The sequence below is a fragment of the Acinetobacter sp. YH12151 genome (genome assembly GCF_013418355.1).
Lineage (GTDB): Bacteria > Pseudomonadota > Gammaproteobacteria > Pseudomonadales > Moraxellaceae > Acinetobacter > Acinetobacter pseudolwoffii.
This window is the reverse complement of sequence record NZ_VPCG01000019.1, coordinates 1-22,601: the sequence shown is the minus strand read 5'-3', so window position 1 is coordinate 22,601 and position 22,601 is coordinate 1. Positions and strand designations below refer to the sequence as shown.

Sequence of the window (22,601 nt, the reverse complement as noted above, 5' to 3'; positions counted from 1 at the left end):
AGGCAAGACTTAAGATGATCAATGATGTTTCTGCGAGAGAATTGCTTGAATGACGGAGGTTGTCGAGTTTTGCGGATGACAATGGTTTTGCTTACTTTTGTCGAAACAAAAGTAAGGCGAACCGCAGGTTAAACCCTATAAATGAGCTTAAACCATCAGACTCCGTCATGAATCAAGGTATTAATTTACTCCGCACCATCTGGAACAAACACATAACCCACACCCCAAACGGTCTGGATATAACGCGCACGCGCCGGATTTTCTTCAACCAGACGGCGTAAACGTGACACCTGAACATCAATCGAACGTTCCATGGCACCCCATTCACGACCACGCGCCAGATTCATCAGCTTGTCACGGGTGAGCGGTTCGCGTGGATGCTGAACCAGAGCTTTCAATACCGCAAACTCACCTGTGGTTAAAGTCACGACTTGACCTTCACGGGTCAATGTACGGGTTGATAAATCCAGTGACCAGGGGCCAAATGAGACCACTTCCATTTGCTGGCTCGGTGCGCCCGGTACTTCACGCACTTGACGACGCAATACCGCACGAATACGCGCCAGCAATTCATTCGGATTAAACGGTTTAGGCAGGTAATCGTCCGCACCGGCTTCAAGCCCTGCAATACGGTCAGAATCGCTGCCGCGCGCGGTCAGCATAATAATAGGCGTATCGATACTGGATTGGCGTAAACGACGACAGATACTTAAACCGTCTTCGACCGGAAGCATAAAGTCGAGCACGATCAGAGAAAACAGTTCCCGCTGTAAAAGTCGATCCATCTGCGTGGCATCGTGTGCAGTTTTCACCACAAAGCCTTTATCTTCGAGAAAACGTTGCAATAGGGTACGCAGACGAACATCATCATCAACAACCAAGATGCGTTCGACTCGGTCTGTTTCGGTATGTACGGCATCGGCTTTTTCAGCAGGTACAACTAAACTCATGAGATGCTCCTTTATTCTTTATTGTCGTCATAAACAAAAAATGAAATATGCTTTGAGTATACGATTCATTGATATTAATTGACTATGCTCTAAAGCACCAAATATTGCAGTTAAAATCAAGACATAGATACCAAATATATACATCTAAATGGACAAAAAATATGATTTGGAGCAACATAAAAAGCAAAGTTCATGCAAACTATATTCAGAAAAGCTGAAAACTGTCGCACTTCATAATATAAAGTTGAGACAAATTAATAAAAACAATGGTGGATTTTATAGGCCCGGTCTTTATAATCATGCCATTTAGTACTTATCCTTGTGGGATCAAACACGATGACTGACTTAGTTCAGCAGTTGGCAAAAGAACTTGCCGTACGTCCAAACCAAGTTGAAGCTGCCATCAAGCTTATTGATGAAGGTGCCAGTGTTCCTTTTATTGCACGTTACCGTAAAGAAGTAACGCAAGGCTTAGACGATACGCAATTACGTCAACTCGATACGCGTCTATCATACTTGCGTGATTTGTATGAGCGCCGTGACAAGGTGATTGAATCACTCAAAGAACAAGATAAATTGTCTGATGATTTGTTGGCGCGTGTGAATGCAGCTGAAACCAAAAATGCATTAGAAGAAATTTACGCACCGTACCGTCCAAAACGTACCAGTAAATCATTTAAGGCCAAGGAAGCCGGTTTAGGCCCAATCGCCGAGAAAATTTTTGCTGAAGCGGTAGATCCAAGCGACGCATTGGCCGGTTTTAGCCATGACGATTATCCAGATACTGAAAGCCAGCTTGATGCGATCCAGCATATCCTGATTGATGACTGGGCACAAAATATCGCGCTGACCACTGAACTGAAAGCCACTTTTGCCAAAACTGCAGTGCTGAAAAGTTTGGTTGCTTCTGAAGAAAAGAAAGAAGTCGGTAAAAAATTCCGTGATTATTTCGATTTCTCTGAAAACCTGAACAAAGTGCCTTCACATCGTTTATTGGCGATGCTGCGTGGCCGTCAAGAAAACGTCCTGGGCCTGAAAGTGGATGGCGAAGATGCTGCACCATTGGCACGCATTGAGACTGAATACAATTTAGAAACGATTCAGCCGCAAGCACGTCAGGACTTCTTGAAGCAAACTGCAAAACTGTTCTGGCTTGGCAAAGTGCGTCCAAGCATTGAACATTCATTGCTGACTGAAAAACGTCTGGCTGCTGAAACAGAAGCCATGAACGTATTCGCTGAAAACTTGCGTCATTTACTGCTTTCTGCTCCTGCAGGCGCGCGCACCACTCTGGGCGTTGACCCGGGTATCCGTACCGGTGTGAAACTGGCTGTGGTGAATGCATCGGGTGATGTGCTGGCACACAGCACGATTTATCCATTTGCACCCAAAGATGATAAAGCAGGTTCATTGGCTGAACTGGCACGTTTATGCCGCGAGTTCAATGTTGACCTGATTGCAGTGGGTAATGGGACGGCAAGCCGTGAAACTGAAGCTTTAGTGGCTGAAATGATGGCGGCGAATAGCGATCTTAAACTGACCCGTGTATCTGTGTCTGAAGCAGGTGCCTCGGTATATTCAGCATCAGAACTGGCATCACAAGAACTGCCAGAGCTGGATGTGTCGATTCGTGGTGCAGTGTCAATTGCACGCCGTTTACAGGATCCATTGGCTGAACTGGTAAAAATCGATCCGAAATCGATTGGTGTGGGTCAGTATCAACATGATGTGAACCAGACTGGTCTGGCGAAAACCCTTGAAGCAGTGGTAGAGGACTGTGTGAACTCGGTGGGTGTCGATGTCAACACGGCATCTGCGGCGATTTTGGGTTATATCGCAGGTCTGAATAAATCGATTGCACAGCAAATTGTGGAATTCCGTAAGGAAAATGGCCGTTTTGATAATCGCCAGTCCTTGAAGAAAGTGCCACGTTTAGGCGAGCGTACTTTTGAGCAGGCAGCAGGCTTCTTGCGTATTCAAGATGGTTCTGAGCCACTCGATGCTTCTGCAGTTCACCCTGAGTCATATGCTTTGGTGAGCAAAATTGTTGAAGCAAAAGCCACGACTGTAAAAGACATCATTGGCAATACTGAAATCATTCGTCAGGTCAATGCTGAAGAATTTGCAGATGAGAAGTTCGGTCTGCCAACTATCAAAGATGTTTTAAGCGAACTGGAAAAACCGGGTCGTGACCCGCGTCCAGAATTCCGTACGGCGAAGTTCCGTGATGACATTACTGAAGTTGCGCAATTGTCTGAAGGCATGCAGCTTGAAGGTGTGGTGACTAATGTCACTAACTTCGGTGCATTTGTCGATGTCGGTGTGCATCAAGACGGTTTGGTACATATTTCTGAACTTGCCAATGAATTTGTCGCGGATCCGCATAAAGTGGTGAAACCGGGTCAAATCGTGCAAGTGCGGGTCTTGAATGTGGATACTGAACGTAATCGTGTGAACTTATCGATGCGTCCTGAAGGTTCTGAAGCGCCGGCAAAAGCACCACGTCAGCCACGTCGTGAAAACAATGAACAGCGCGGTGAGCGTAAGCCTCAAGGCAAACGTCCACAGCAAGCGCGTCCGCAAGGTGAGCGTCCTCAGGGCAAGAAACCGCAAGTGGCTAAACCACAAGAGCAAAAAATTGGTGGTTTAGGCGCATTGTTATTACAAGCAGGGATTAAAGGTTCAAAGTAATCTTTAATTGCTAAAAGAAAACCTCCCATCGGGAGGTTTTTTTATATCTGATTTTTATGAATTGATCATCGGTACAATCCAGCTGGTAATAATCAGCAAAATACCCAGATGCCCCATTTTTCGTGTCACATAAACCAGTTTCGACGGTGGCTGTTCCAGTCGTTTGGCATATTCTTCCATGCTAATGCCTGCTTTGGTTTTACTGCTAAATAAAAACACGCCCAAGTCAATACAGATCAGAATCGTACCAATATCAGCGACCAGCTCCATCAGGACAAAATCTTGGTTATACAGCGACATGCTCACGCTATAAGTCAGATAGACGGCAAAGGCCAGACACAGGTATTGCAGGACCACTAAAAACTTCTGCATAAATCTCAACAGTTCACAAAATGAAGGCAATTATACAAATAATCGGGCACTCTCGGTCAATTACAAGCCTTTCATGACCTCAGCAAAATTTTGCTTCTCGACCAGTTCCAAAAATTCATCGCCTAAACGCTGACTTTCAGCAATACAGGCTTTCCATAATTTGATCCGCTCTGCCTGATCTAGGCCCTTCAGGGTAAAATCCTTACGATCCGGTAAGCGGCCTAAAGGCAAACTTTGCAGATATTCCTGCGATGGAGAAAGCAGCAAGGTGCGTGCCTGATTTTCCGGATTTGAGGTGCGTTTAAATAACTTGTCAAACCAGCCGGGAGTAATGCTGTCAGTAAAATGTGGATAGAGCACAATGCCTTTGCTCTGAAAGGGCAGGTCAATGTGATAGTCAATCAGACCACCATCGCGGTAATAACCCTGCGGTGCATCTGGAATATTGTTCACCGCTGCCATTACCCCGGGAATCGACGCCGAGGCCATCAGCCAGGACAATACACTCTGCTCGGTCAGGGCATGATAATGTGTAGTAAATCCATCTTCCGCGATTTGAAATTGTTCCCCCATATTCGGCTGGCTAATCACACGTTGCATAAAATGACGGCTGTGTTTACGTGCAACAGCAGTCGTTCCGACAATTCCGGCTACAGAGGCCAGCAAAGGCAGCACTTTGTCACTCTGGAAAATGTGCTGGGCTTTAATTGAAATGACTGCGAGATGATAATCCGGATGATTGACCAGATCATTTTCCTTGCCTTGTACCAGGTCGAGTAGCATGCCGCGGCAAACTTCGCTGACCTCCTGGCGGGTCATTTTTTTATGGAAATAAAGGTTGGTATACAGCTCAGCTAAACGCTCGGTTCCCTGTTGAGCCCCATGTGCAGCCATACTGGCAAAACGCCAGCTACCAATCGAGGAACCAACGAGAGTACGCCGTTGTGGGGCACGTGGGAAAAACTCGCCAAAAATCGCCTGATCCAGACCCTGAATCCCGATTCCTTTTGGGCCACCCGCAGCACCGGGGATAATATCGACCTGTTCAGGTTGTAATCCTTGTTGCAGAATCAGCTCACGTGCCAGATGGCCAGCACGAATCGTCAGCGCAGGCGCCCGTTTTTGTAAAATCTGTACCATGATTCAACCCATACCAGCCAAGTGTGTGCTTATTTTAATCGATGCGTCTTTAGACCCAATGGCAAGATATGTCCTAAGGTGACTTGAGAGTCATGGCATCGGGTTGATGTAAGTGTGCATGAGTTCTTTATTGCGTAAATTTAAAAAAGGTAGATTAAATGAAATAATCAAAAGCGTGGTTATAGGATAGCTTGGCCAGTAAAAAGCATGAATTAGAAAGAAACTACCTGCAATACCTATCCATATTTTTAAAGCTAGTATTAGCTGTGTTTGTCGTAGACAGAATAGAAATAACAACGGAAGCAGGTTAAAGCTGACAATGAGCCAGAAATAGTCACTATGAATCAGGCGGTAGAATGTGGTATTGGCAGCAGGGGACCATGCAAGCCAATGGGCTGTTTGGTTGATATAGAAAAAAATATCTATCCATGTTGGGAAGCTGTAAAGTAGTGCAGTGAGAAAGGTTTTTTGTCTATTCTGGCGATACAGTGCGCATAAAAAACTATATTTCATTTGGATATTCTTGTTTTATTTTTTCAATAATTTAAGCATAAAAAAGCCTGACGAATCAGGCTATTTAAAAAATTATTTCGAAATTCGCCAGACTGCCAGAACGCTCACCAGCACAATCAGAAGCACCGACACAAACCATGGTGAAATAATCGCAATCGACAGCAGAATGGCCATGATACTGCCAAACATCCAGCTACGTTTTTGCTGAAGTTCCATTTGCAGGCGCATGCTTTGCAGTTCATTGAGCTGTTTGGCATGCCAGGCTGACTGGTTTTTCAGACCGTTCAGGCTATCAATTATCAAGGTTGGTAGATCCTGTGCCCCTAATAGCAGATCCGGAATTTTTTGTCCCAGTTCTTTCAGGTTTTTCTGCGGATTCATTTGTGCCTTGATCCAGTCGGTCAGGATCGGTTTGGCCAGACTCCAGATATCCAGTTCCGGATACAGGTCGGTTCCCAAGCCTTCGACATGCACTAGTGTTTTGAGTAGCAGCATCAGTTGCGGTGGAATTTCCAGATGGAAACGACGGGCAATGTCCATCACTTCAATCAGAATACCGGCGAAATCCAGTTCATGCATTGGTTTAGAGACCATCGGCCCGACACTGCGGCGCATTTCACGAGCCAAAGCATCCTGATCGGTACCCGGTGGAATCCAGCCAGCTTGATGCACCACCTGAATCAGTTGCATGAAGTCGCTGTTCATGACAGCCAGCAGCATGCGTGCTACGGTCATCTGGTCATGCTTAGACAGCTCGCCCATAATCGCGCAGTCCAGCGCAATAAAACGCGGATTACTCGGATTGATGGTTTCGACAAAAACATTGCCCGGATGCATGTCGGCATGGAAAAAGTTATCGCGAAAGACCTGGGTAAAGAAAATAGTCAGGCCTTTACGTGCCAGATCAGCACGATCCATGCCGAGTCGGTCAAAGGTCGCGATATCTGAAATCGGCACTCCGGTAATGCGCTCGGCCACCAGCACATCTTTGCTATCCATATAGACTTCCGGCACGTACATCATGCTGGAGCCGGTAAAATGATAGCGCATACGACGGGTATTGTCCGCTTCCAGGGTCAGGTCCAGTTCATTCAAAATGATCTGACGATAATCCTGAATAATTTCAGACAAATGTAAAGCACGTGCTGCTTCGAGACGTTTTTCCAAAAAGTCCCCCAGCCATTGCAGAATTTCAAAATCCTGCAAAATCTGCTGGCGAATATTCGGACGGGTCACCTTGACCACCACTTCACGGCCGTCGTGCAGGGCTGCGGTATGCACCTGTGCAATCGAGGCTGCTGCGAGTGGTTGCACATCAAAACGGGCAAACAGGGTATTTACATCGGCTTTCAGCGATTCCTGAATACGCATCCGCGCCACGTCATTGTCAAAGGGCTTGACCTGATCTTGCAGCAAGACCAGTTGCTGTAACAGCTCAGGTGCAATCAGGTCACGACGAGTGGAGAGCAGCTGGCCCATTTTGATGGCCAGCGGTCCCATTTTCTCTAGCGCCAGTTTCAGCTTGAGTGGATTCTTACGTTCACGACTGGACCAGGCTGCCGGATGCATACGGATCAAAGACAGAATATGCCGAGCTTTTTCTGGTAATTCTTCCGCAGGAAACAACGTGTCGAGTCGATAGTGCGCGGCGATGCGCCAAAGTTCGAGTAAACGTGAAACATGCGGAATCATAAAGCAGCGTACCTAGTCTTGAGTAGAATTGTTTGAGGTATCGATCTGGGCCTGAAGCTGCTGGATTTTCGCTTCAACCCGATCTAAATTTTGATTCAGGATACGGGTGTCCTGATTCAGGTCATCCATTTGCCAGCGTGGGGCAAACAGACCACTGTCTTCTTTTAAGGCATCTTCGGCAAAGAATAGCTGACTTTGCAGGGTACGTTTCAGCTGTTTGGGTAATAGCTGAAATTTACCAATTTCATGTGCCAGTGCCGGGCCAATCCAGGGACTTAAGTGCGCCGCCAGATCCAGCTCTGCCTGTTGCATGATGCGCTGGATTTCCTGCAATAACTTGTAGTCACCTTGCAGTGGAATATTGCCGACTTCATCGGACAGCAGCAGCTTGAGTAATTCCACTACATTGCTGACCTGCAAGGTTGCAGTCGCTTCGGTGACTGTAGATGAGCCAGCATCAAATGGACGCTGTTCAAAGATTGAAGATGCTTCACTATGACCAGTCGCGGTCGGCTTCAGACGAAGCTTGCCTTCATCAAAAAACACATCGACCGAAAGCTGCGGTGAGGCAATCACCACCCGCAGCATTTTACCAGACAAGGCATTTAACTGGATGCGGGTAATCGCATCCAGATCAATCACATGGTGAATCACGCGTTCAACAGCACCGAGTGCCAGAATTGACCACATAGGGAATGAACCTTAAAGTTTAAAACCGCGGTGAACCGCAACAATCCCGCCAGTCAGGTTGTGATAGTCACAATTCTGGAAGCCGGCATTTTCCATCATGCCTTTTAAGGTACGCTGGTCTGGATGCATACGAATCGATTCAGCCAGATATTTATAGCTTTCAGAATCATTGGCAATGATTTTACCCATGATTGGCAAGGCTGTGAATGAGTACAGATCGTAAAGCTTAGAGAATGGCTCAAACACCGGTTTAGAGAATTCCAGCACCAGTAAACGGCCACCTGGCTTGAGTACGCGATACATCGATGCAAGTGCGGCATCTTTATCGGTCACGTTACGCAGACCGAAAGAAATCGTCAAAAGATCAAAACTGTTGTCTGCAAATGGTTCTAAGGTTTCAGCATTGGCCAGTACGAAATCGACATTGGTACAGCCGGCATCGATCAGACGGTCACGACCGACATTCAGCATCGATTCGTTAATATCAGACAGCACCACATGACCGGTCGGGCCCACTTCACGGCTAAACACTTTGGCCAGGTCACCGGTACCGCCGGCAATATCCAGCACCTGCTGGCCACGGCGTACACCGGACATATTGATTGCAAAACGTTTCCACAGACGGTGAATCCCGAAAGACATCAGGTCATTCATGATGTCGTATTTGCTGGCCACCGAATGGAACACTTCAGCCACTTTCTGGGCCTTTTCTTCGCTGTTTACGGTTTGATAACCAAAATGTGTGGTTGAACCCACGTTGCCGGTATTGGCACCGCGTGGCAGGTTATATTTCGGCACCGAGCCTGTGACTGGCGTATCAGTCAGGCGTTGTTCGAGGGATTGTTGCTGACCTTGCGGCGTACCTTGTGGAAGAGGTTCAGTTAAGAATGGGCTCACTTTGTCTGTCTGTTGTGCCGACTCAGGGGTAGGGGTAGGCGTTGTATTTTCATTCGACATTGGAGTCACTCCTAACATATCAATCGGGTTAATCTTGCATTGTCTGCATCATGACAGATTCTAAAGGCTTATTCAGCAATCATGATGCAATTGTTATGAATAATATACAGAAAAATGTGCGCTTGGCAGAAATACTGCACTACTATTTATTGAAATGGCAACGCATCGCCAGAGTGCACTTTATCAATAATCTGGCGTTCGGTTGCGGTAAATTCACGGACAAATTTTTCTGCCGATTTCAGCGGCTTCATGGCCAGGAAACCATCCTGCATAAACGCATACATCACCTGAAAGTTATATTTATTGGCCGCGCCTTTACACATCTTGAAGGCCGCATAGACCACAAAGGAGCGCATGTATTTATCCAGACTCATACCGAGCTGATCCAGCAAGGCCAGTTGTTTTAACCGTGCCTGACCCTGATCCAGTTTGAGATAGGTCAGGCGCATCATCTCATCGGTCAGTGTTTCATGCGGATGATAATCCTGTAATAACTGAATCGCGACCTGCTCATCCAGCTGTACCGCTAGAATCGCCAGTTCTACACCCAATGTCCCGGTTTTGATGGCATTTTCAGGAATCACTTTTTCTGCTTTATGGGCATATTTCATCAGCCGGGCAATCTGTGCTGCCAGTGCATCAAATTCGGCACCACCATAGAGACGGTTCAGGAAATATTCGGCCATCAACTGATTGGGTTTTTCCGCAAAATGCGCGCGATGAGTTCGCTGCATGCGAACTTTCTGCCAGGCCTGTACATCCTGTAAACGGCTCAGAATGTCCGGTTGGGTATGATAGCTCAGCTGATAATAATGCGCTAACAGATCATCGAGAACGGCAAGTTTGGACATGAGATTTCAATTATAGTTTGAGAATGCAAGAATCTTAGAGGCTGCCGGGCAATCCTGCTATGACAAATTGAACACAGATCGGACATTTGTCTGTCAATGTGTTGTTTAAATAGCCAATTTAATCGTGTGAAAAACGTTGCCAGAGCTATTTTTGCGCCAAAACTCATCGTTATACTGCAAACAGAATAAAACATCAGGGTTGAAGATACGCATGGAACAACCACAATTTCAGTTAATGGATGAAGATCAGTTATCGGTCGAGCTGATTGATGCTCAATATGATTTAAAAAAAACACGTGGCCAGAAAAATGCCAAAAGCCTGTTGATTCTGGTCAACGGGATTGAGCTGGCCGGTAAGGGTGAAGCGGTCAAGCAGCTGCGTGAATGGGTCGATCCGCGCTATTTGCGCGTGAAAGCGGATGCACCGCAAGTGGCCGGGCCTAAACAGACTTTGTGGCAGCCTTATGCGCGGTTTATTCCGGCCGAAGGACAGATCATGGTCTTGTTTGGCAACTGGTACAGCGACCTGCTGAGCAGCGCCATGCAAGCTTCAGATCCGATCACTAATACACAGTTCAATCATTATCTGCAAGAGATGCAGGCCTTTGAACAGGACCTGAAAAATAATCATGTCGATGTGGTCAAGGTCTGGTTTGACCTGTCCTGGAAAGCCCTGCAAAAACGGCTGGATGCCATGGATCCGAGTGAAGCGCACTGGCATCAGCTGCATGGTCTGGACTGGCGCGACAGAAAACAGTACGACACCTTGCAGCGCTTGCGTCAGCATTTTACCGAAGACTGGTTCATTATTGAGGGTGAAGATGAACAGCAGCGTGACCAGCAATTTGCCCAGCATATTCTGGGTGCTCTCAAGCATTGCCCCAATCATCCGGCCAGAGCCAGTGGACGATGGAAACAGGCCAAGATTCCCGAACTGTTAAAACATCCTGCCGAAACTCGAGCCAAGGCAGAGGATTACAAGCCGGAGCTGAAAAAATTAACGGCTAAGGTGGCCAAGGCGATGCGGTCCGATCCGCGGAATGTGGTGATTCTGTTTGAGGGCATGGATGCGGCTGGAAAGGGCGGTGCGATCAAGCGCATTGTGAAAAAACTGGATCCGCGTGAATATGAAATTCATACCATTGCCGCACCAGAAAAATATGAGCTGAGCCGTCCCTATTTATGGCGCTTCTGGACCAAACTGCAAAGCGATGATGATATCTGTATTTTTGACCGTTCCTGGTATGGGCGGGTACTGGTAGAGCGGATAGAAGGTTTTGCCAGTACCGCAGAATGGCAACGTGCGTATGCGGAAATTAACCGTTTTGAGCAAAGTCTGGTCAAGCATCAAACCGTGGTGATCAAGCTGTGGCTGGCCATTTCCAAAGATGAACAGGCCGCACGTTTCAAGGCCCGCGAAGATACACCGCATAAGCGTTTTAAAATTACTGAGGATGACTGGCGTAACCGGGAACGCTGGGAGGATTATCTGAAAGCGGCAGCCGACATGTTTGAACGTAGCTCGACCGATTATGCACCTTGGCATATCATTGCGACCGATGATAAAAATACCGCACGGGTCGAGGTGTTAAAGGCCATTTTAAAACAGCTTCAGGCAGAATAATCTGCCTGAAGTAGCACGGGCTCAGCTGTTTAAAATATTGAGCTCAAATGTGCTTAACCTTGAGCGATCTGTTTTTGCTGGATATTTTTAGCCGCACGGTAGCATTCCTCGACATGAGCTTCGGCAATTTTTTTCATGACAAAATAGCCCAGACTGGCGGCAATCAATTGACCACCCAGGGGAATGAATTTTGTCACTTGCTTTGTGATCACTTTCGCTGCAACATTGTTCAAAGATTTTTTGACAGCAGTTCGCGCGACCACCAGACCAGAAAATTCTACGCTGCGTTTACGCAGCTCATTCCAGTGCACCTGACGGGTTTTGGGATCATAGACACTGATCTGATCAGGCGCCAGTCCGAAGCGGGCATTGATCTCGGGAATCAATTGCGACAAGATGCCGATGTCAATGACGACATCCATAAACGGCACTGGAATAATGGCGGCACCCGCAGAATAGTAGGCACGTTTTTTGGTGAGTTCCAGGCACTCGGCACGAATTTGTTCCAAATCTAAGCTTGGATCGATACGTTCAGGAATTTTATCTAATTTCATGGGCACTACCTAAGCTCTATGTTGTTTTTTTCTATGCAAGCATCATTAAGATGCTTTTTTCAAAGAAATTTTTCGACTGAAGTGTGGTTTTAAAGTGTCATACAGCGCTCGAGATGTATAGTAACTAATCTTTATCATTTTGTAGTAAAACTAGTTCAGCAGTTCAGGGGAAACGATGGCAATCCATGTTATTCAGAGTCAACGCATTGATGTGCTTTTGGATAGTATGCTGCGTATTGTCAATCAAACTGCCCGGCATCCGTTTGAAGTGTTACAGCCCCGGCATTTTATTGTGCCGTCTCCGGCCGTAGAAAGCTGGTTGACTCAAAAAATTGCCGAGAAGAAAGGCATCAGTGCCAATAGCCAGTTCCATCACCGAATTCGTGCGTTTCAGTGGACGTCTTATCAGTGGGTGCTGAATGCGCCTAAAGAAGTCGAACAGGTTCGAGAAGCCAATATTCCGCGTATTATCATCAAATGGCGCGTGTTTCAGGCACTGCGCAAATGTATTCTGCCAGAACAGATTCCCTTAGACGTCGATCATCCGCTGTATTCAATTGTAAAGCGGATTTACGACAGTGCCGACCGGCTGGAACAGGGCACAGAAAAACAGCTGAAAAAACAGAGCATGCTGTACTGGGTGGCCGAACAGGTATCGCGCTTGTTCAGCCATTATATGGATTATCGCGGCTATTGTGCACGTAACTGTCCACCGCAAAGCTGCAGCTGCCCGACCAACTGGCTAGAGGCCTGGGGACAGGATGTTGCGCTGGATACCGAGCAGATGATTTATAGTCCCAAAGATGAAAATGGTCACGAAATGCAGGTGGCCGATTTCGTCAAAATTCAGGCGCGTGAGCTGGAAGCCTGGCAACGCTGGTTGTGGCAGCATGTATTTCAGGAGGATTATGCCAAAATTCTGGAAATTGAGCGGCTGTATTGGGAACGGCTGGAGAATCCGGAAACCCTAAGCGAAGCCCTGAAGCGCTTGCCGGCACAGATAGTGGTATTTAGCCTGCTGGAACTTCCGCCCAGCCAGCTGGACTTTTTACGCCGTCTGGGTCAGTACATAGACATTTATATCTTTCATTTTAACCCCTCGCAGGAATACTGGGCCGACAGTGTCGATCCGGACTGGAAAGCCAAATTTGATCTGCAACGGGAAGAGCGCTTTATTCAGCGCTTTGAAAAAACTCGCCAACGTAAACCGAATGATGCTGAACTGAAAGAATTTCGAATCAAGCAGCTCAATTTTAATGCCGAAGATCGTGAATCGCGGCATCCGCTGTTGACCCGCTTTGGCAAGCAGGCGCGGGATCATTTCTCTTTACTCTCCAAACTGGCTTCGGGAGAAGAAGGTCTCTGGGCCGATGTCTTTGTCGATAACTATCAGGACAAGCTGCTGGCAAAAATCCAGTCAGATATTTTATATTTACTCGAACCTGAACAGCATCAATATGCTTTAAATCCGGCCGATGATTCGGTGCAGATTCATGTCTGTCATTCCTCGTTGCGTCAGCTGGAAGTACTCAAAGAACAGGTCATTCACTGGCTGGCACAAGGCACGGAACAGCAGCCACGGCAACCGAGCGACATTCTGGTGCTGAGTCCGAATCTGAAAGAACTGGAACCGGCGATTCGCAGTGTCTTTGCCCCGCCACCACGTGAGCGTGAGATCGGCAGCCAACGGTTGCAGAAAGATAACCTGTATTTACCGATCCAGATTGCCGGGGTGTCGCGTCTGGATGTTAGCAATGCCTGGCGCGCGGTACTGGGCCGGATCCAGTGGGTACGTCGCCGTTTCAGTATTGAGGACTTTGCCGACTGGCTCAGCCTGAATGCCACCCAGCAACGTTATGCTCTGGACTATAGTCAGGTAGAACGGATGTTGCAGTTGCTGACGGAGGCTGGCTTCAAGCGCGGTCTGGACCAGCAGCATTTACAGCAAAGCCTGAGCGCAGGCGATGATGATTACCGTTTTAGTTTTAAATTCGCGCTAGACCGTCTGGCTTTGGGCCTGGCCATTCCTGAACATACAATGTTTGAGGATACCTTGAGTTATGCCAAGGTTCTGACCAGTGATTTCCCGTTGATTTCAACCCTGATCCAGATTTATCAGGATCTGGTGCAGCGCCGTGACTGGCTGACTTTGCATGAGACCGGACAGCGCACGCCGGTGAAAACCTGGCTGGAATATTTGCGCGCCGATCTGAATGAATTTCGTGATGCCGGGGTGGAATCGCTCAAAACTGTGGCCGAGATTATCGACAAGCAGATGCGGATGCTGACCCTGGCCGATTATCATGAGCAGGATGATTCACATGCCAGTCAGGAGCTGGTGGCACTGAGTTTGCCTTTGCCTTATGTGCTGGAAGAAATTCAGAATACGCTAGAAATGCAGCTGGATCAGGCCGAACCAACCGGACAGATCACTTTTAGCCAGATTGGCCAGATCCGGCCACTCCCTTATCAGCTGGTGGTGATGCTGAATCTGGATAGCGGTAAGTTTCCGAGCCGGAATCAGCAGGTGCCGTTTGATCTGATGCGCAGCCTGAAGCCGCAACTCGGCGATCGTTCGCGTCTGGATGATGAGCAGGGCGCTTTTCTGGATGCCTTGCTATTGGCGCAGGATAATTTATGGCTGTTTTATAATGGCTTTGATCTGGACGATGGCGAGGCCCGCGATCCATCCACTGCCTTGCAGGAACTGATTCAGCATATCGCATTCATCTGTCAGTCGGAACAGCCGGATGCCGAGGTCGATTCTGTGGTGGAAATCAATGGTCTGTCAGTGGCTAAACATATCCAGCAGCTTTATCATGTACATCCCTTGCAGCCTTTTGATCCAGCCGGATTTGCAGATGTGCAAACACCGCGTTATCGGGATCAGTGGTTTGCGGTGGCAGAATATATCCGCAGCGCCGAAGGCAAGCGCAGCAGCTGGATCAATGCGCATTATCCGGCAGTTGAACAAAAAGAACTGCGGGTGCTAAAAGGCGATGAGTGGATTCGGGACATGATTTTCCCGGCGCGTTTATTTCTGAAAAGTGTCGGAATTTCCACAATTCGCTATGCAGATTTGCCGAGTTCCCGTGAGCCCTTGTTATTAAACAAGCTGGAACAATATCAGGTGCGGGATTTTCTATTACAACAAGATCAGCAGATTGAGCCGAGCTTGATGCTAGACCGTTTGCCAGTAGGCAAAACCCAGCAAGCCACCTGGCTCAGCAGTCAGCAGGAACAGCAGTTGTTGCAAGAACGTTTGCTACAGCTCGGCAAAGAACTGACGCCGGTGACCCAGCAATCCTTGCAATTTAGTCCTGAACTGATCATTCATATCAGCGTACCACAAGCCTCGCACAGCAGTTACTGGTTAAGTCTGCAATCTTCTTCGGCCTCGGAAAAACGCCGTGCCCAGATCTGGCTGGAATATCTGTTATGGCTGGCTTACTTAAATGATGATGCACGCTCACCAGAACTGGAACGTATTGTGATTTTCAGTAATAAGACCCTGAAATTTTCCGGCTTGAGTTCAACTAAAGCGCGAGAATATTTACAGTTCTGGTTCAAAGCCTGGGAAATTGGTCAACAGCAGCCGCTGGTGTTGCCAGCGGAATTGTTGATGAAAAAAGAGTGGCAGTGGGCCGAAAATGAACAGGGCAAAATGACCATTGTGGAAATGCCGGAACTGCTAAAAGCCTGGAATAATAGCTATGAAAGTGCCAAGCCTTTGGCTTCGGATGAATCCAGCCTGTTGCATCAGGACTGGCAGTTTATTTTGCAGGATCAGGACCCGGATCTGGCCTTGCAGCGCTGCTGTCATGATTTCGCCCATGCTCTGTATGCGCCGATTCACCAACATCTGGAATGGGTGAAATAGCAATATGACCGTGTTAAAGCAGCAGATGCAAAAAGCCATTTCTACCAATCCGATTCAGGACATGACGTTCCGGGGCTTACACTGGATTGAGGCCTCGGCAGGCACCGGCAAGACCTATACTTTATCCAGTTTGATGGTGCGGATTTTTCTGGATCAGTATTATCCGCATCAGGTGATTGCAACCACCTTCACCCGCAAGGCAACGGCCGAACTGAAAAACCGGGTACGGCTGCGGGTCGAAGAAACTTTGGCCTATATCCAGCGTCATCAGCAGCTCAATTCTGTGGAAATTGCAGCGAAGATTCAGAGCGAAACTGATCCTTTATTTCAGCAGGTATTGAAAGATTATGGCACACGGATGGACTATGCCCGTCGCCGCTTGCGTCTGGTACTGAACCAGCTGGATGAACTGTTTGTCGGGACGCTGGACAGCTTTAGCCAGAAACTGTTACGTGAATTTGCTTTTGAAAGTGGCAAGATTGAACGTGCTGAACTGACCGAAGATCAGGATTTATATATCCAGCAACTGATTCATGATGTGCTGCGTGACTGGATTCAGCAGCAGCCCCAATATATGGTCAATCATTTGTATGTGCAGAATCTGCTGAAACCGGTCGAGCATTATACCGGGCTGGTTCGGGATGCTCTGAATTTTAGCAAGCAGCAATTCCAGAAGGTCGAGCCGGCTGAATGTGATCTAGGTAAATTAGAAGCCTGTATTACCCAATTATTGAATATTCATGAGCATGATCTCGAAGTCATGCGGCGCTATTGTCAGGAAAGTCCAAAGTATTTTCACAAGAGTTTTTTGACCAAGTTAACCGACGTTTGTGAAAACTTTATGACCTGGAGCGCAGCCCTAAAAACTCAGGGTGGCATGAGTTTCTTTGATGCGGAATTGCAACCGATTTTACTGAATCTGTGCCATTTACGCCGTAAAAAAACTGATTTCCAGCCGACCACTCAGGTTTTTAACAAGAGCTGTCCGGAAGCGGAGCAGCAGCTGATTTTGCAACACAGCCTGATTGTGGCAATTGATGCACTGTGTGAGGTCAAACAGGATCTGGATGAGCAGTTGAAGCAGCTCACGACCTATCTGGAATTTCATATTATTCAAAGTGTGCAAACTCGTTTGCCGCAAACCCTGCAACAGCAGGGTGAAACGACTTTTTCCCAGCAAATCCGCACACTGGCAGAAGCACTGCAAGGACAACAAGGCCAGCGCTTTGCCCAGTTTGTACAGGCACGTTATCCGCTGATTCTGGTGGATGAATTTCAGGACACCAATCAGGATCAGGATGACCTGCTGGCCAAGATCTGGCGGGATGCCAGCCGGGTTCAATCCGGCTGCATGATTATGGTCGGCGATCCGAAACAGGCGATTTATGGTTTCCGTGGTGGCGACATGCTGACCTATAACAAGGCACATGCTGACGTGCGGCAGAAGCAGGGCCGCGAATATACCCTGATGCAGAACCATCGTTCGGTCAAAGCGCTGGTCGAAGTGGTCGATGCTTTATTTCAATGCCAGATGGATTTTGGTGAACAGGTGCAGTACACCCTGATTCAGGCCGGTAGTCGGCCACATCCGGATCTCATCGATAGCGCTGTCTGCAATCCGCAGCCCTTACGCTGGATTCAGTTGGGTGAGTCGGATGTAGAAGCCGATCAGGTGGCCTGGAAAATCCGTGCACTCCTCAATCAGTCTGCTCAACAGCAGTTATATTTTCAGCAGCAGAACAGTATTCAAAGCCTGAAAGCCGATGATATTGCAGTGCTGGGGTTTGGACATTTTGCCCTTGAGCAGGTCAAGCAGCGCCTACAGCGTATGGGTATTCCTTGTTATAAAGAGTCCAAACAAAGTGTTTTTGCCAGTGCTATTGCGCAGGATGTCGCGGCCGTCTTGACTGCAATCATGGATCCTTTTAATGAATCCAAGGTCAAACGTGCCTTACTGACCCGCCTGCTGGGTTTCAACCTGAAAAAACTGATTGAGTTACAGGCGCAGAGTGAAGGGCTCAGTCGCTATATTGCCGATCTGGATGCAATTCGGGAAATGTGGTTCGAAAAAGGTTTTCTCACGGCATGGAATTATGCCTTAAACCTGTTTCAGGTCTGGACTCATCTGGTGGCCAGTCAAAGTCTGGATAATGAACGGGTGGTGGTGAATTTGCGTCATCTGACCGAAATTCTGAGCCAGCAAAGCGAATATTATCAGGGTGCCCAAAAACTCTATCACTGGTATTTGCGTCAGTTACAGTCCCCTTCAGGCAAAGACAGTGAAAAAGAACGCAAGCTGTCTGGTGATCATGGGGTACAGCTGATGACCATCCATGCCTCTAAAGGGCTGGAATTTAAAGTGGTATTTTTATTGGGCGCAGATGCTGCTTTTGATGTAAATAAAGGCAACTTGAACTTTTCATTAAGTGGCACACTGTCTGAAAGTATTTTAGAACAATCCCGGGTGATTGCAGTCAATCATAAGCATTTGCACGAGCAGGCGATTTTACAGAATGCAGCGCGTAATGCAGCGGAAAATCACCGGCTTTGGTATGTGGCGCTGACCCGTGCCAGTCATCGGGTGTATGCCATGTTACAAGACCACGCTGCACAATCCGATTCGGGCTTGGCGTTCTGGCGTGGCCAGGGCGATGCCATCTTCGAACATGCTTTATCTCTGGTCGAGCAGCCGCTGTCTCAGGAACCGGCACGTCTGGTCGAGCAGTCACACCATCATAAGATCGACATGCTGGCGCAACCTTTGCCAGAGCGACAGTTCTATCCACGCACCAAAACCAGTTTTACCGCATTGTCGCAACACCAGTCACATGCGCCAGTTTTGCAGGATGATCTGGTCAATGCACAGGAACACCCGGATAGTGCAGCGGATGAAATCAATCTGAATGCTTTAGCAGATCAGCCGGCTGTCACACCGCTAGACTGGATCAAGCTGAATTTCCCCAAAGGTACGGTGGCCGGGACTTTCTTGCACAGTATTTTTGAACATATCAATTTTCAGGATAGCAGTTACTGGAATCTGGAAATTCGCCGTCGTTTTAAAAATACTGCACCGCAAATCTGGCAGGAGCTAAAAGAAAAATTCGAACAGGCCTTTCAACTGCGTACTGTGCTGGAGCAGACCTTTGCGCCGCATTATCAGGCCGCAGCGGTGAATCTGCGTAGCCTGTTTCAAGCCGCAGCGCAGGCAAATTTCAAAGCAGATGAGTTGCAACAGAGTATGCAACGCGTTTTGTCCAGCCTGAACTATAAATTGCTGAGCGGCATTCGCCTGCATGATCAGAGCGAAGCTTATCGTCAACAATGGCGACAGTTATTTCAATCGGCACAGCAAGACCGATCAGCCTTGATGCTCTTTTTAAGTCAGTTTGAGCGTTATTTCACCGAGCTGGATGATGACAGCTTTATCCTGTTTTTTGAACAGGAAATGGCCCAGATTGCACACCTTGCAAGTCCTGAACAGCTCAATGTCGAAAGCATATTCCAGACTGCTTTAGATGGATTGCTTGATGAAATTAGGGAAGATATTTTACTCAATCTGATGCATGACTGGGTGCATGACATTCTGGTCACTCCGATTCAGGCAGATTTTGTTTTGGCACAACTGGGTGATCAACAGTATCTGTCAGAATTCCCGTTCTATCTGTCACTGACCGATGCGCCTTTGCAGATCCGACAAATTCATCAGCTCTTTGTTGAACATGACATGGTCATGAGCGATTTTAATGAAGCCAAATCGGCACGTTATCTGACCGGTTCCATCGATCTGGTGTATTTTGATGGCCAGCGTTACCATATTGCCGATTATAAAAGTAACTTTCTTGGGCCCGATCAACAGCATTATACCGCTGAGGCGATTCAGCAGAATATGAGCCAGTCCAGTTACTGGTTGCAGGCAGCCTTGTATCTGGTGGCCCTGCATCGTTATCTGAACGCAAATATGCAGGCGTATTCAATGCAGCAGCATCTGGGCGGCGCAAGCTATTTATATTTACGCGGTATGCACGGGCAGATGGAACAAGGTGTATATCACTGGCAACCAGACATCGAATTTGTTGAAAAACTGGATCAGATTTTGGGCTATTTTGAGCAGAAAAAAACAGCATAATTTTGCTGCCTGATACAATATATAGAGATTAAACAGAAAATTATCCTGTGGATAACTTTGAGGATAACTGTGTGGAAAATGAGCAGAATCACGTGTCGCAACAAAACGCCAGTTTGATGGCCTGGATTGACTATTTATGTCAGCCTCCATTTAGCTCGGCTACATTTGATCCGGCAGCAAAATTACTGATTCAGCAATTGCTTGAGGCGATGCAGGCCGGCGATAGCTGCATTGAAGCGCTCCCTCAACAAATGGCATTATTGCATAATCTGGTGCGTGATCATGCTCAGCAAGGCACGGGTATTGCCCCCTTGGTGTTTGAAGATCAGCATTTATATCTGTACCGCTACTGGCAGCTGGAACAGGCAGTGGCAACGCATATAGCACGAATCAAGACCCAGTCTATTGCAGCCCTGGAGTTAACAGCACGTGACCGCAGTCTGCTCTCAGATCCACAGCAGCAAAAAGCCCTGCAAATGGTGGCAGAGCAAGCCTTCAGTATTATTACTGGCGGGCCGGGAACCGGTAAAACTTATACGCTGGCGCATATTATTGCAGTTTTATATGATGCGCTGCCGAATATCCGGATTGCCATGGCCGCGCCGACCGGAAAGGCTGCACAGCGGATGAAAGAAGCGCTGCAAAAAGCCTTACAGACTGAAGTTTTGCAGCAGTTTGAAATAGCTGCACTACAACAGTTACAACCCGTGACCCTGCATCGTTTATTGGGATTGGGCACGCGCGGACAGCCACGTTTTCATGCCAAACAGCCTTTGCCCTATGACGTAATTGTGGTCGATGAAGCCTCGATGCTGGATTTAAGTCTGTCACAGATGTTGCTGGCCGCTGTACCATCTCAGGCACGTCTGATTTTACTTGGCGATGCAGACCAGTTGGCTTCTGTGGATGTCGGCACCGTTCTGGCAGATCTGCAACAGGTTGCGACTTTGCAGGATAATCGGGTCAACTTAATTACCACACGACGTTTTAAAGCAGGGGCCAAGATTGGGGCAATGGCTGATTTTATTCAGCAGCAGCATGAAGCTGCCAGTGTCCTGCAAAAATTTGAGCAGCAGATTGTCACTGCCAGTGAATTACAAGCCATCGCCTTGGATCAGGTTGAGATTGACCAGATCCAGTTGCAATATTTAGCGCCTAGTGCTGAACAGACGGCCACTACATTGAATCAATATTATGACCAGTTGATGTATGGTTATCAGGCCTATACACAGGTTGTCAAAAATAAGCAAGGCTTAGATAATTTCGAGCAATATGTACAACAGGTGGTGAGATCATTTGATGATTACCGTATTTTAACTGCGATTCGTTCTGGTGATCTGGGCTTATTCAAAATCAATCTACAGATTGAACAACGCTTTTTAGCAGCTCAAGGTCAACTGAAGCAGGGTGACTGGTATGTCGGGCGGCCGGTCATGATGACCTATAACGATTATCAACTGGGTTTATCCAATGGTGATATTGGCATCTGTTTTTTACGTGAGCAGTCTGGTCAGTGCCAGTTTGAAGTCTATTTTCCGAGTCTGGAAAAATGGGTCTTAGCCACCCGTTTGCCAAAGAGTATAGAAACCGCTTTTGCACTGACCATTCACAAATCTCAAGGTTCAGAATTTGCACATACCGCAGTGGTGCTGGATCAATATGCGCAAAATCTATTAAGTAAAGAGTTGATTTATACTGCAATTACCCGTGCTAAAAAAGTGGTCAGTTTATTGGTAGATTGTGACGCTTTTACACAAGCCTTATGCGTACGAACCACACGTAAAAGTGGTTTAAGTCAAAAAATACTTGAACAATCTACTAGTTTATTGGCAAAAAATAATCAGATCTTGTAGGTAAAAGCTTACACGGATTCAAGAAATTGCCGCATAGAGCTTTTAATCAGTTTTTGAGAAGATTGGTCATACAAAATAACTCAACACGGAAAGTTGAGCATAATCGTATAATTATAAAAAGAATGTCAGTAGACAGCGAACTTACAGTGAGGTAAGTAAAAAGAGGAAACTTACAGCCGCTAAGCCTTGTAGTTTTGGGAGAGACTACAAGGCTTTTTTATATTTAATTAATTTATATTTCAAAATACTAGATATTTACCTTAATTCTAAAGTTGGATATTGTTGTGGAATGGCTGGATTTAAGCGAATTAGGTTAAATAAAGTGGTATTAATGTAATATTATGCAACTTTTAGGCTAGTTATTGTACGAAATAGCTTACAGCAAGATACGCTAAATGCCTCTACTTGTCTTTGTAGAATATGGCAAAATCTACCACACAAGGAAGGTGATTTTTCAACAGGATGTTTGAAAATAATAACAAGCGTAAAACGCTATAAAAAACACAATAAATAATAATGATAAGAGAAAGAACTACAGCGCCAAAAAGCCCGACTAAACTCGGGCTTTTTTTTATCTATTTTAGGACTTACGCACTATTATTTATAGATTCTCTGTGGTAGCAGATGATTTTTATCGAGAATAAAGTCATCAATGAAGTTTTTGATAACTGGTCTAAATAATTTCTTCTGCCAACGATATACATTTTC

General features: G+C 46.9%; 14 protein-coding genes and 1 pseudogene. 5 read left to right on the top strand and 10 right to left on the bottom strand.

All coding sequences use genetic code 11. The annotated features are described in order from the left end of the window. Positions 1 to 185: 185 nt before the first annotated feature. A complete protein-coding gene (gene ompR / locus FTU82_RS08760; protein WP_180101262.1) occupies positions 186 to 950 on the bottom strand; it encodes a two-component system response regulator OmpR in 765 nt (254 codons plus the stop codon). 336 nt (positions 951 to 1,286) lie between these two features. On the opposite strand from ompR, the gene FTU82_RS08755 reads away from it, so the two are divergent. Continuing rightward, the gene (locus tag FTU82_RS08755; protein ID WP_180101261.1) at positions 1,287 to 3,641 is read left to right on the top strand and encodes a Tex family protein; all 2,355 of its coding nucleotides are present in this window, start codon (positions 1,287 to 1,289) and stop codon (positions 3,639 to 3,641) included. 54 nt (positions 3,642 to 3,695) lie between these two features. Here FTU82_RS08755 and FTU82_RS08750 read toward each other — a convergent pair whose 3' ends face one another. From FTU82_RS08750 to FTU82_RS08720, 7 genes are all read right to left on the bottom strand, one after another. Next, complete coding sequence (locus FTU82_RS08750) at positions 3,696 to 4,013, bottom strand: hypothetical protein (protein ID WP_074383938.1); 318 nt, start codon at positions 4,011 to 4,013, stop codon at positions 3,696 to 3,698. 60 nt (positions 4,014 to 4,073) lie between these two features. Then, on the bottom strand, positions 4,074 to 5,153 hold the full coding sequence (locus FTU82_RS08745) for a patatin-like phospholipase family protein (RefSeq protein ID WP_180101260.1): 1,080 nt from the start codon (positions 5,151 to 5,153) through the stop codon (positions 4,074 to 4,076). A gap of 90 nt (positions 5,154 to 5,243) precedes the next feature. Then, positions 5,244 to 5,666, bottom strand: a complete 423-nt coding sequence (locus FTU82_RS08740) for a hypothetical protein (protein WP_100357912.1) — start codon at positions 5,664 to 5,666, stop codon at positions 5,244 to 5,246. A gap of 72 nt (positions 5,667 to 5,738) precedes the next feature. Continuing rightward, positions 5,739 to 7,358, bottom strand: coding sequence for an AarF/ABC1/UbiB kinase family protein (locus tag FTU82_RS08735; RefSeq protein WP_180101259.1), 1,620 nt, complete (start codon positions 7,356 to 7,358; stop codon positions 5,739 to 5,741). Positions 7,359 to 7,370: 12 nt separating this feature from the next. Then, positions 7,371 to 8,048: an SCP2 domain-containing protein gene (locus FTU82_RS08730; protein ID WP_180101258.1), complete on the bottom strand. Its 678-nt coding sequence runs from the start codon at positions 8,046 to 8,048 to the stop codon at positions 7,371 to 7,373. A gap of 12 nt (positions 8,049 to 8,060) precedes the next feature. Next, entirely contained in the window at positions 8,061 to 9,005 is a 945-nt protein-coding gene (gene ubiE, locus FTU82_RS08725; protein ID WP_005095322.1) for a bifunctional demethylmenaquinone methyltransferase/2-methoxy-6-polyprenyl-1,4-benzoquinol methylase UbiE, read from the bottom strand. Positions 9,006 to 9,151: 146 nt separating this feature from the next. Next, positions 9,152 to 9,856 carry a hypothetical protein gene (locus FTU82_RS08720; RefSeq protein WP_074383941.1) on the bottom strand — a complete coding sequence of 235 codons (705 nt, stop codon included), beginning with the start codon at positions 9,854 to 9,856 and terminating at the stop codon, positions 9,152 to 9,154. Between the two features lie 205 nt (positions 9,857 to 10,061). On the opposite strand from FTU82_RS08720, the gene FTU82_RS08715 reads away from it, so the two are divergent. Next, the gene (locus FTU82_RS08715; RefSeq protein ID WP_180101270.1) at positions 10,062 to 11,480 is read left to right on the top strand and encodes a phosphate--AMP phosphotransferase; all 1,419 of its coding nucleotides are present in this window, start codon (positions 10,062 to 10,064) and stop codon (positions 11,478 to 11,480) included. Between the two features lie 53 nt (positions 11,481 to 11,533). Here the strand turns inward: FTU82_RS08715 and FTU82_RS08710 are convergent, their stop codons facing one another. Beyond that, entirely contained in the window at positions 11,534 to 12,034 is a 501-nt protein-coding gene (locus FTU82_RS08710) for a hypothetical protein (protein ID WP_180101257.1), read from the bottom strand. 175 nt (positions 12,035 to 12,209) lie between these two features. Here FTU82_RS08710 and FTU82_RS08705 point away from each other — a divergent pair, with 175 nt between their 5' ends. The 3 genes from FTU82_RS08705 (at position 12,210) to recD (ending at position 21,893) form a co-directional block, all read left to right on the top strand. Then, positions 12,210 to 15,914 carry an exodeoxyribonuclease V subunit gamma gene (locus FTU82_RS08705; protein ID WP_180101256.1) on the top strand — a complete coding sequence of 1,235 codons (3,705 nt, stop codon included), beginning with the start codon at positions 12,210 to 12,212 and terminating at the stop codon, positions 15,912 to 15,914. 4 nt (positions 15,915 to 15,918) lie between these two features. Further along, a complete protein-coding gene (locus tag FTU82_RS08700; protein ID WP_180101255.1) occupies positions 15,919 to 20,040 on the top strand; it encodes a UvrD-helicase domain-containing protein in 4,122 nt (1,373 codons plus the stop codon). 71 nt (positions 20,041 to 20,111) lie between these two features. Continuing rightward, positions 20,112 to 21,893 carry an exodeoxyribonuclease V subunit alpha gene (gene recD / locus FTU82_RS08695; protein WP_100329313.1) on the top strand — a complete coding sequence of 594 codons (1,782 nt, stop codon included), beginning with the start codon at positions 20,112 to 20,114 and terminating at the stop codon, positions 21,891 to 21,893. Between the two features lie 597 nt (positions 21,894 to 22,490). Here recD and FTU82_RS08690 read toward each other — a convergent pair. After that, positions 22,491 to 22,601: pseudogene (locus tag FTU82_RS08690) on the bottom strand (IS701 family transposase); the annotation flags it as partial.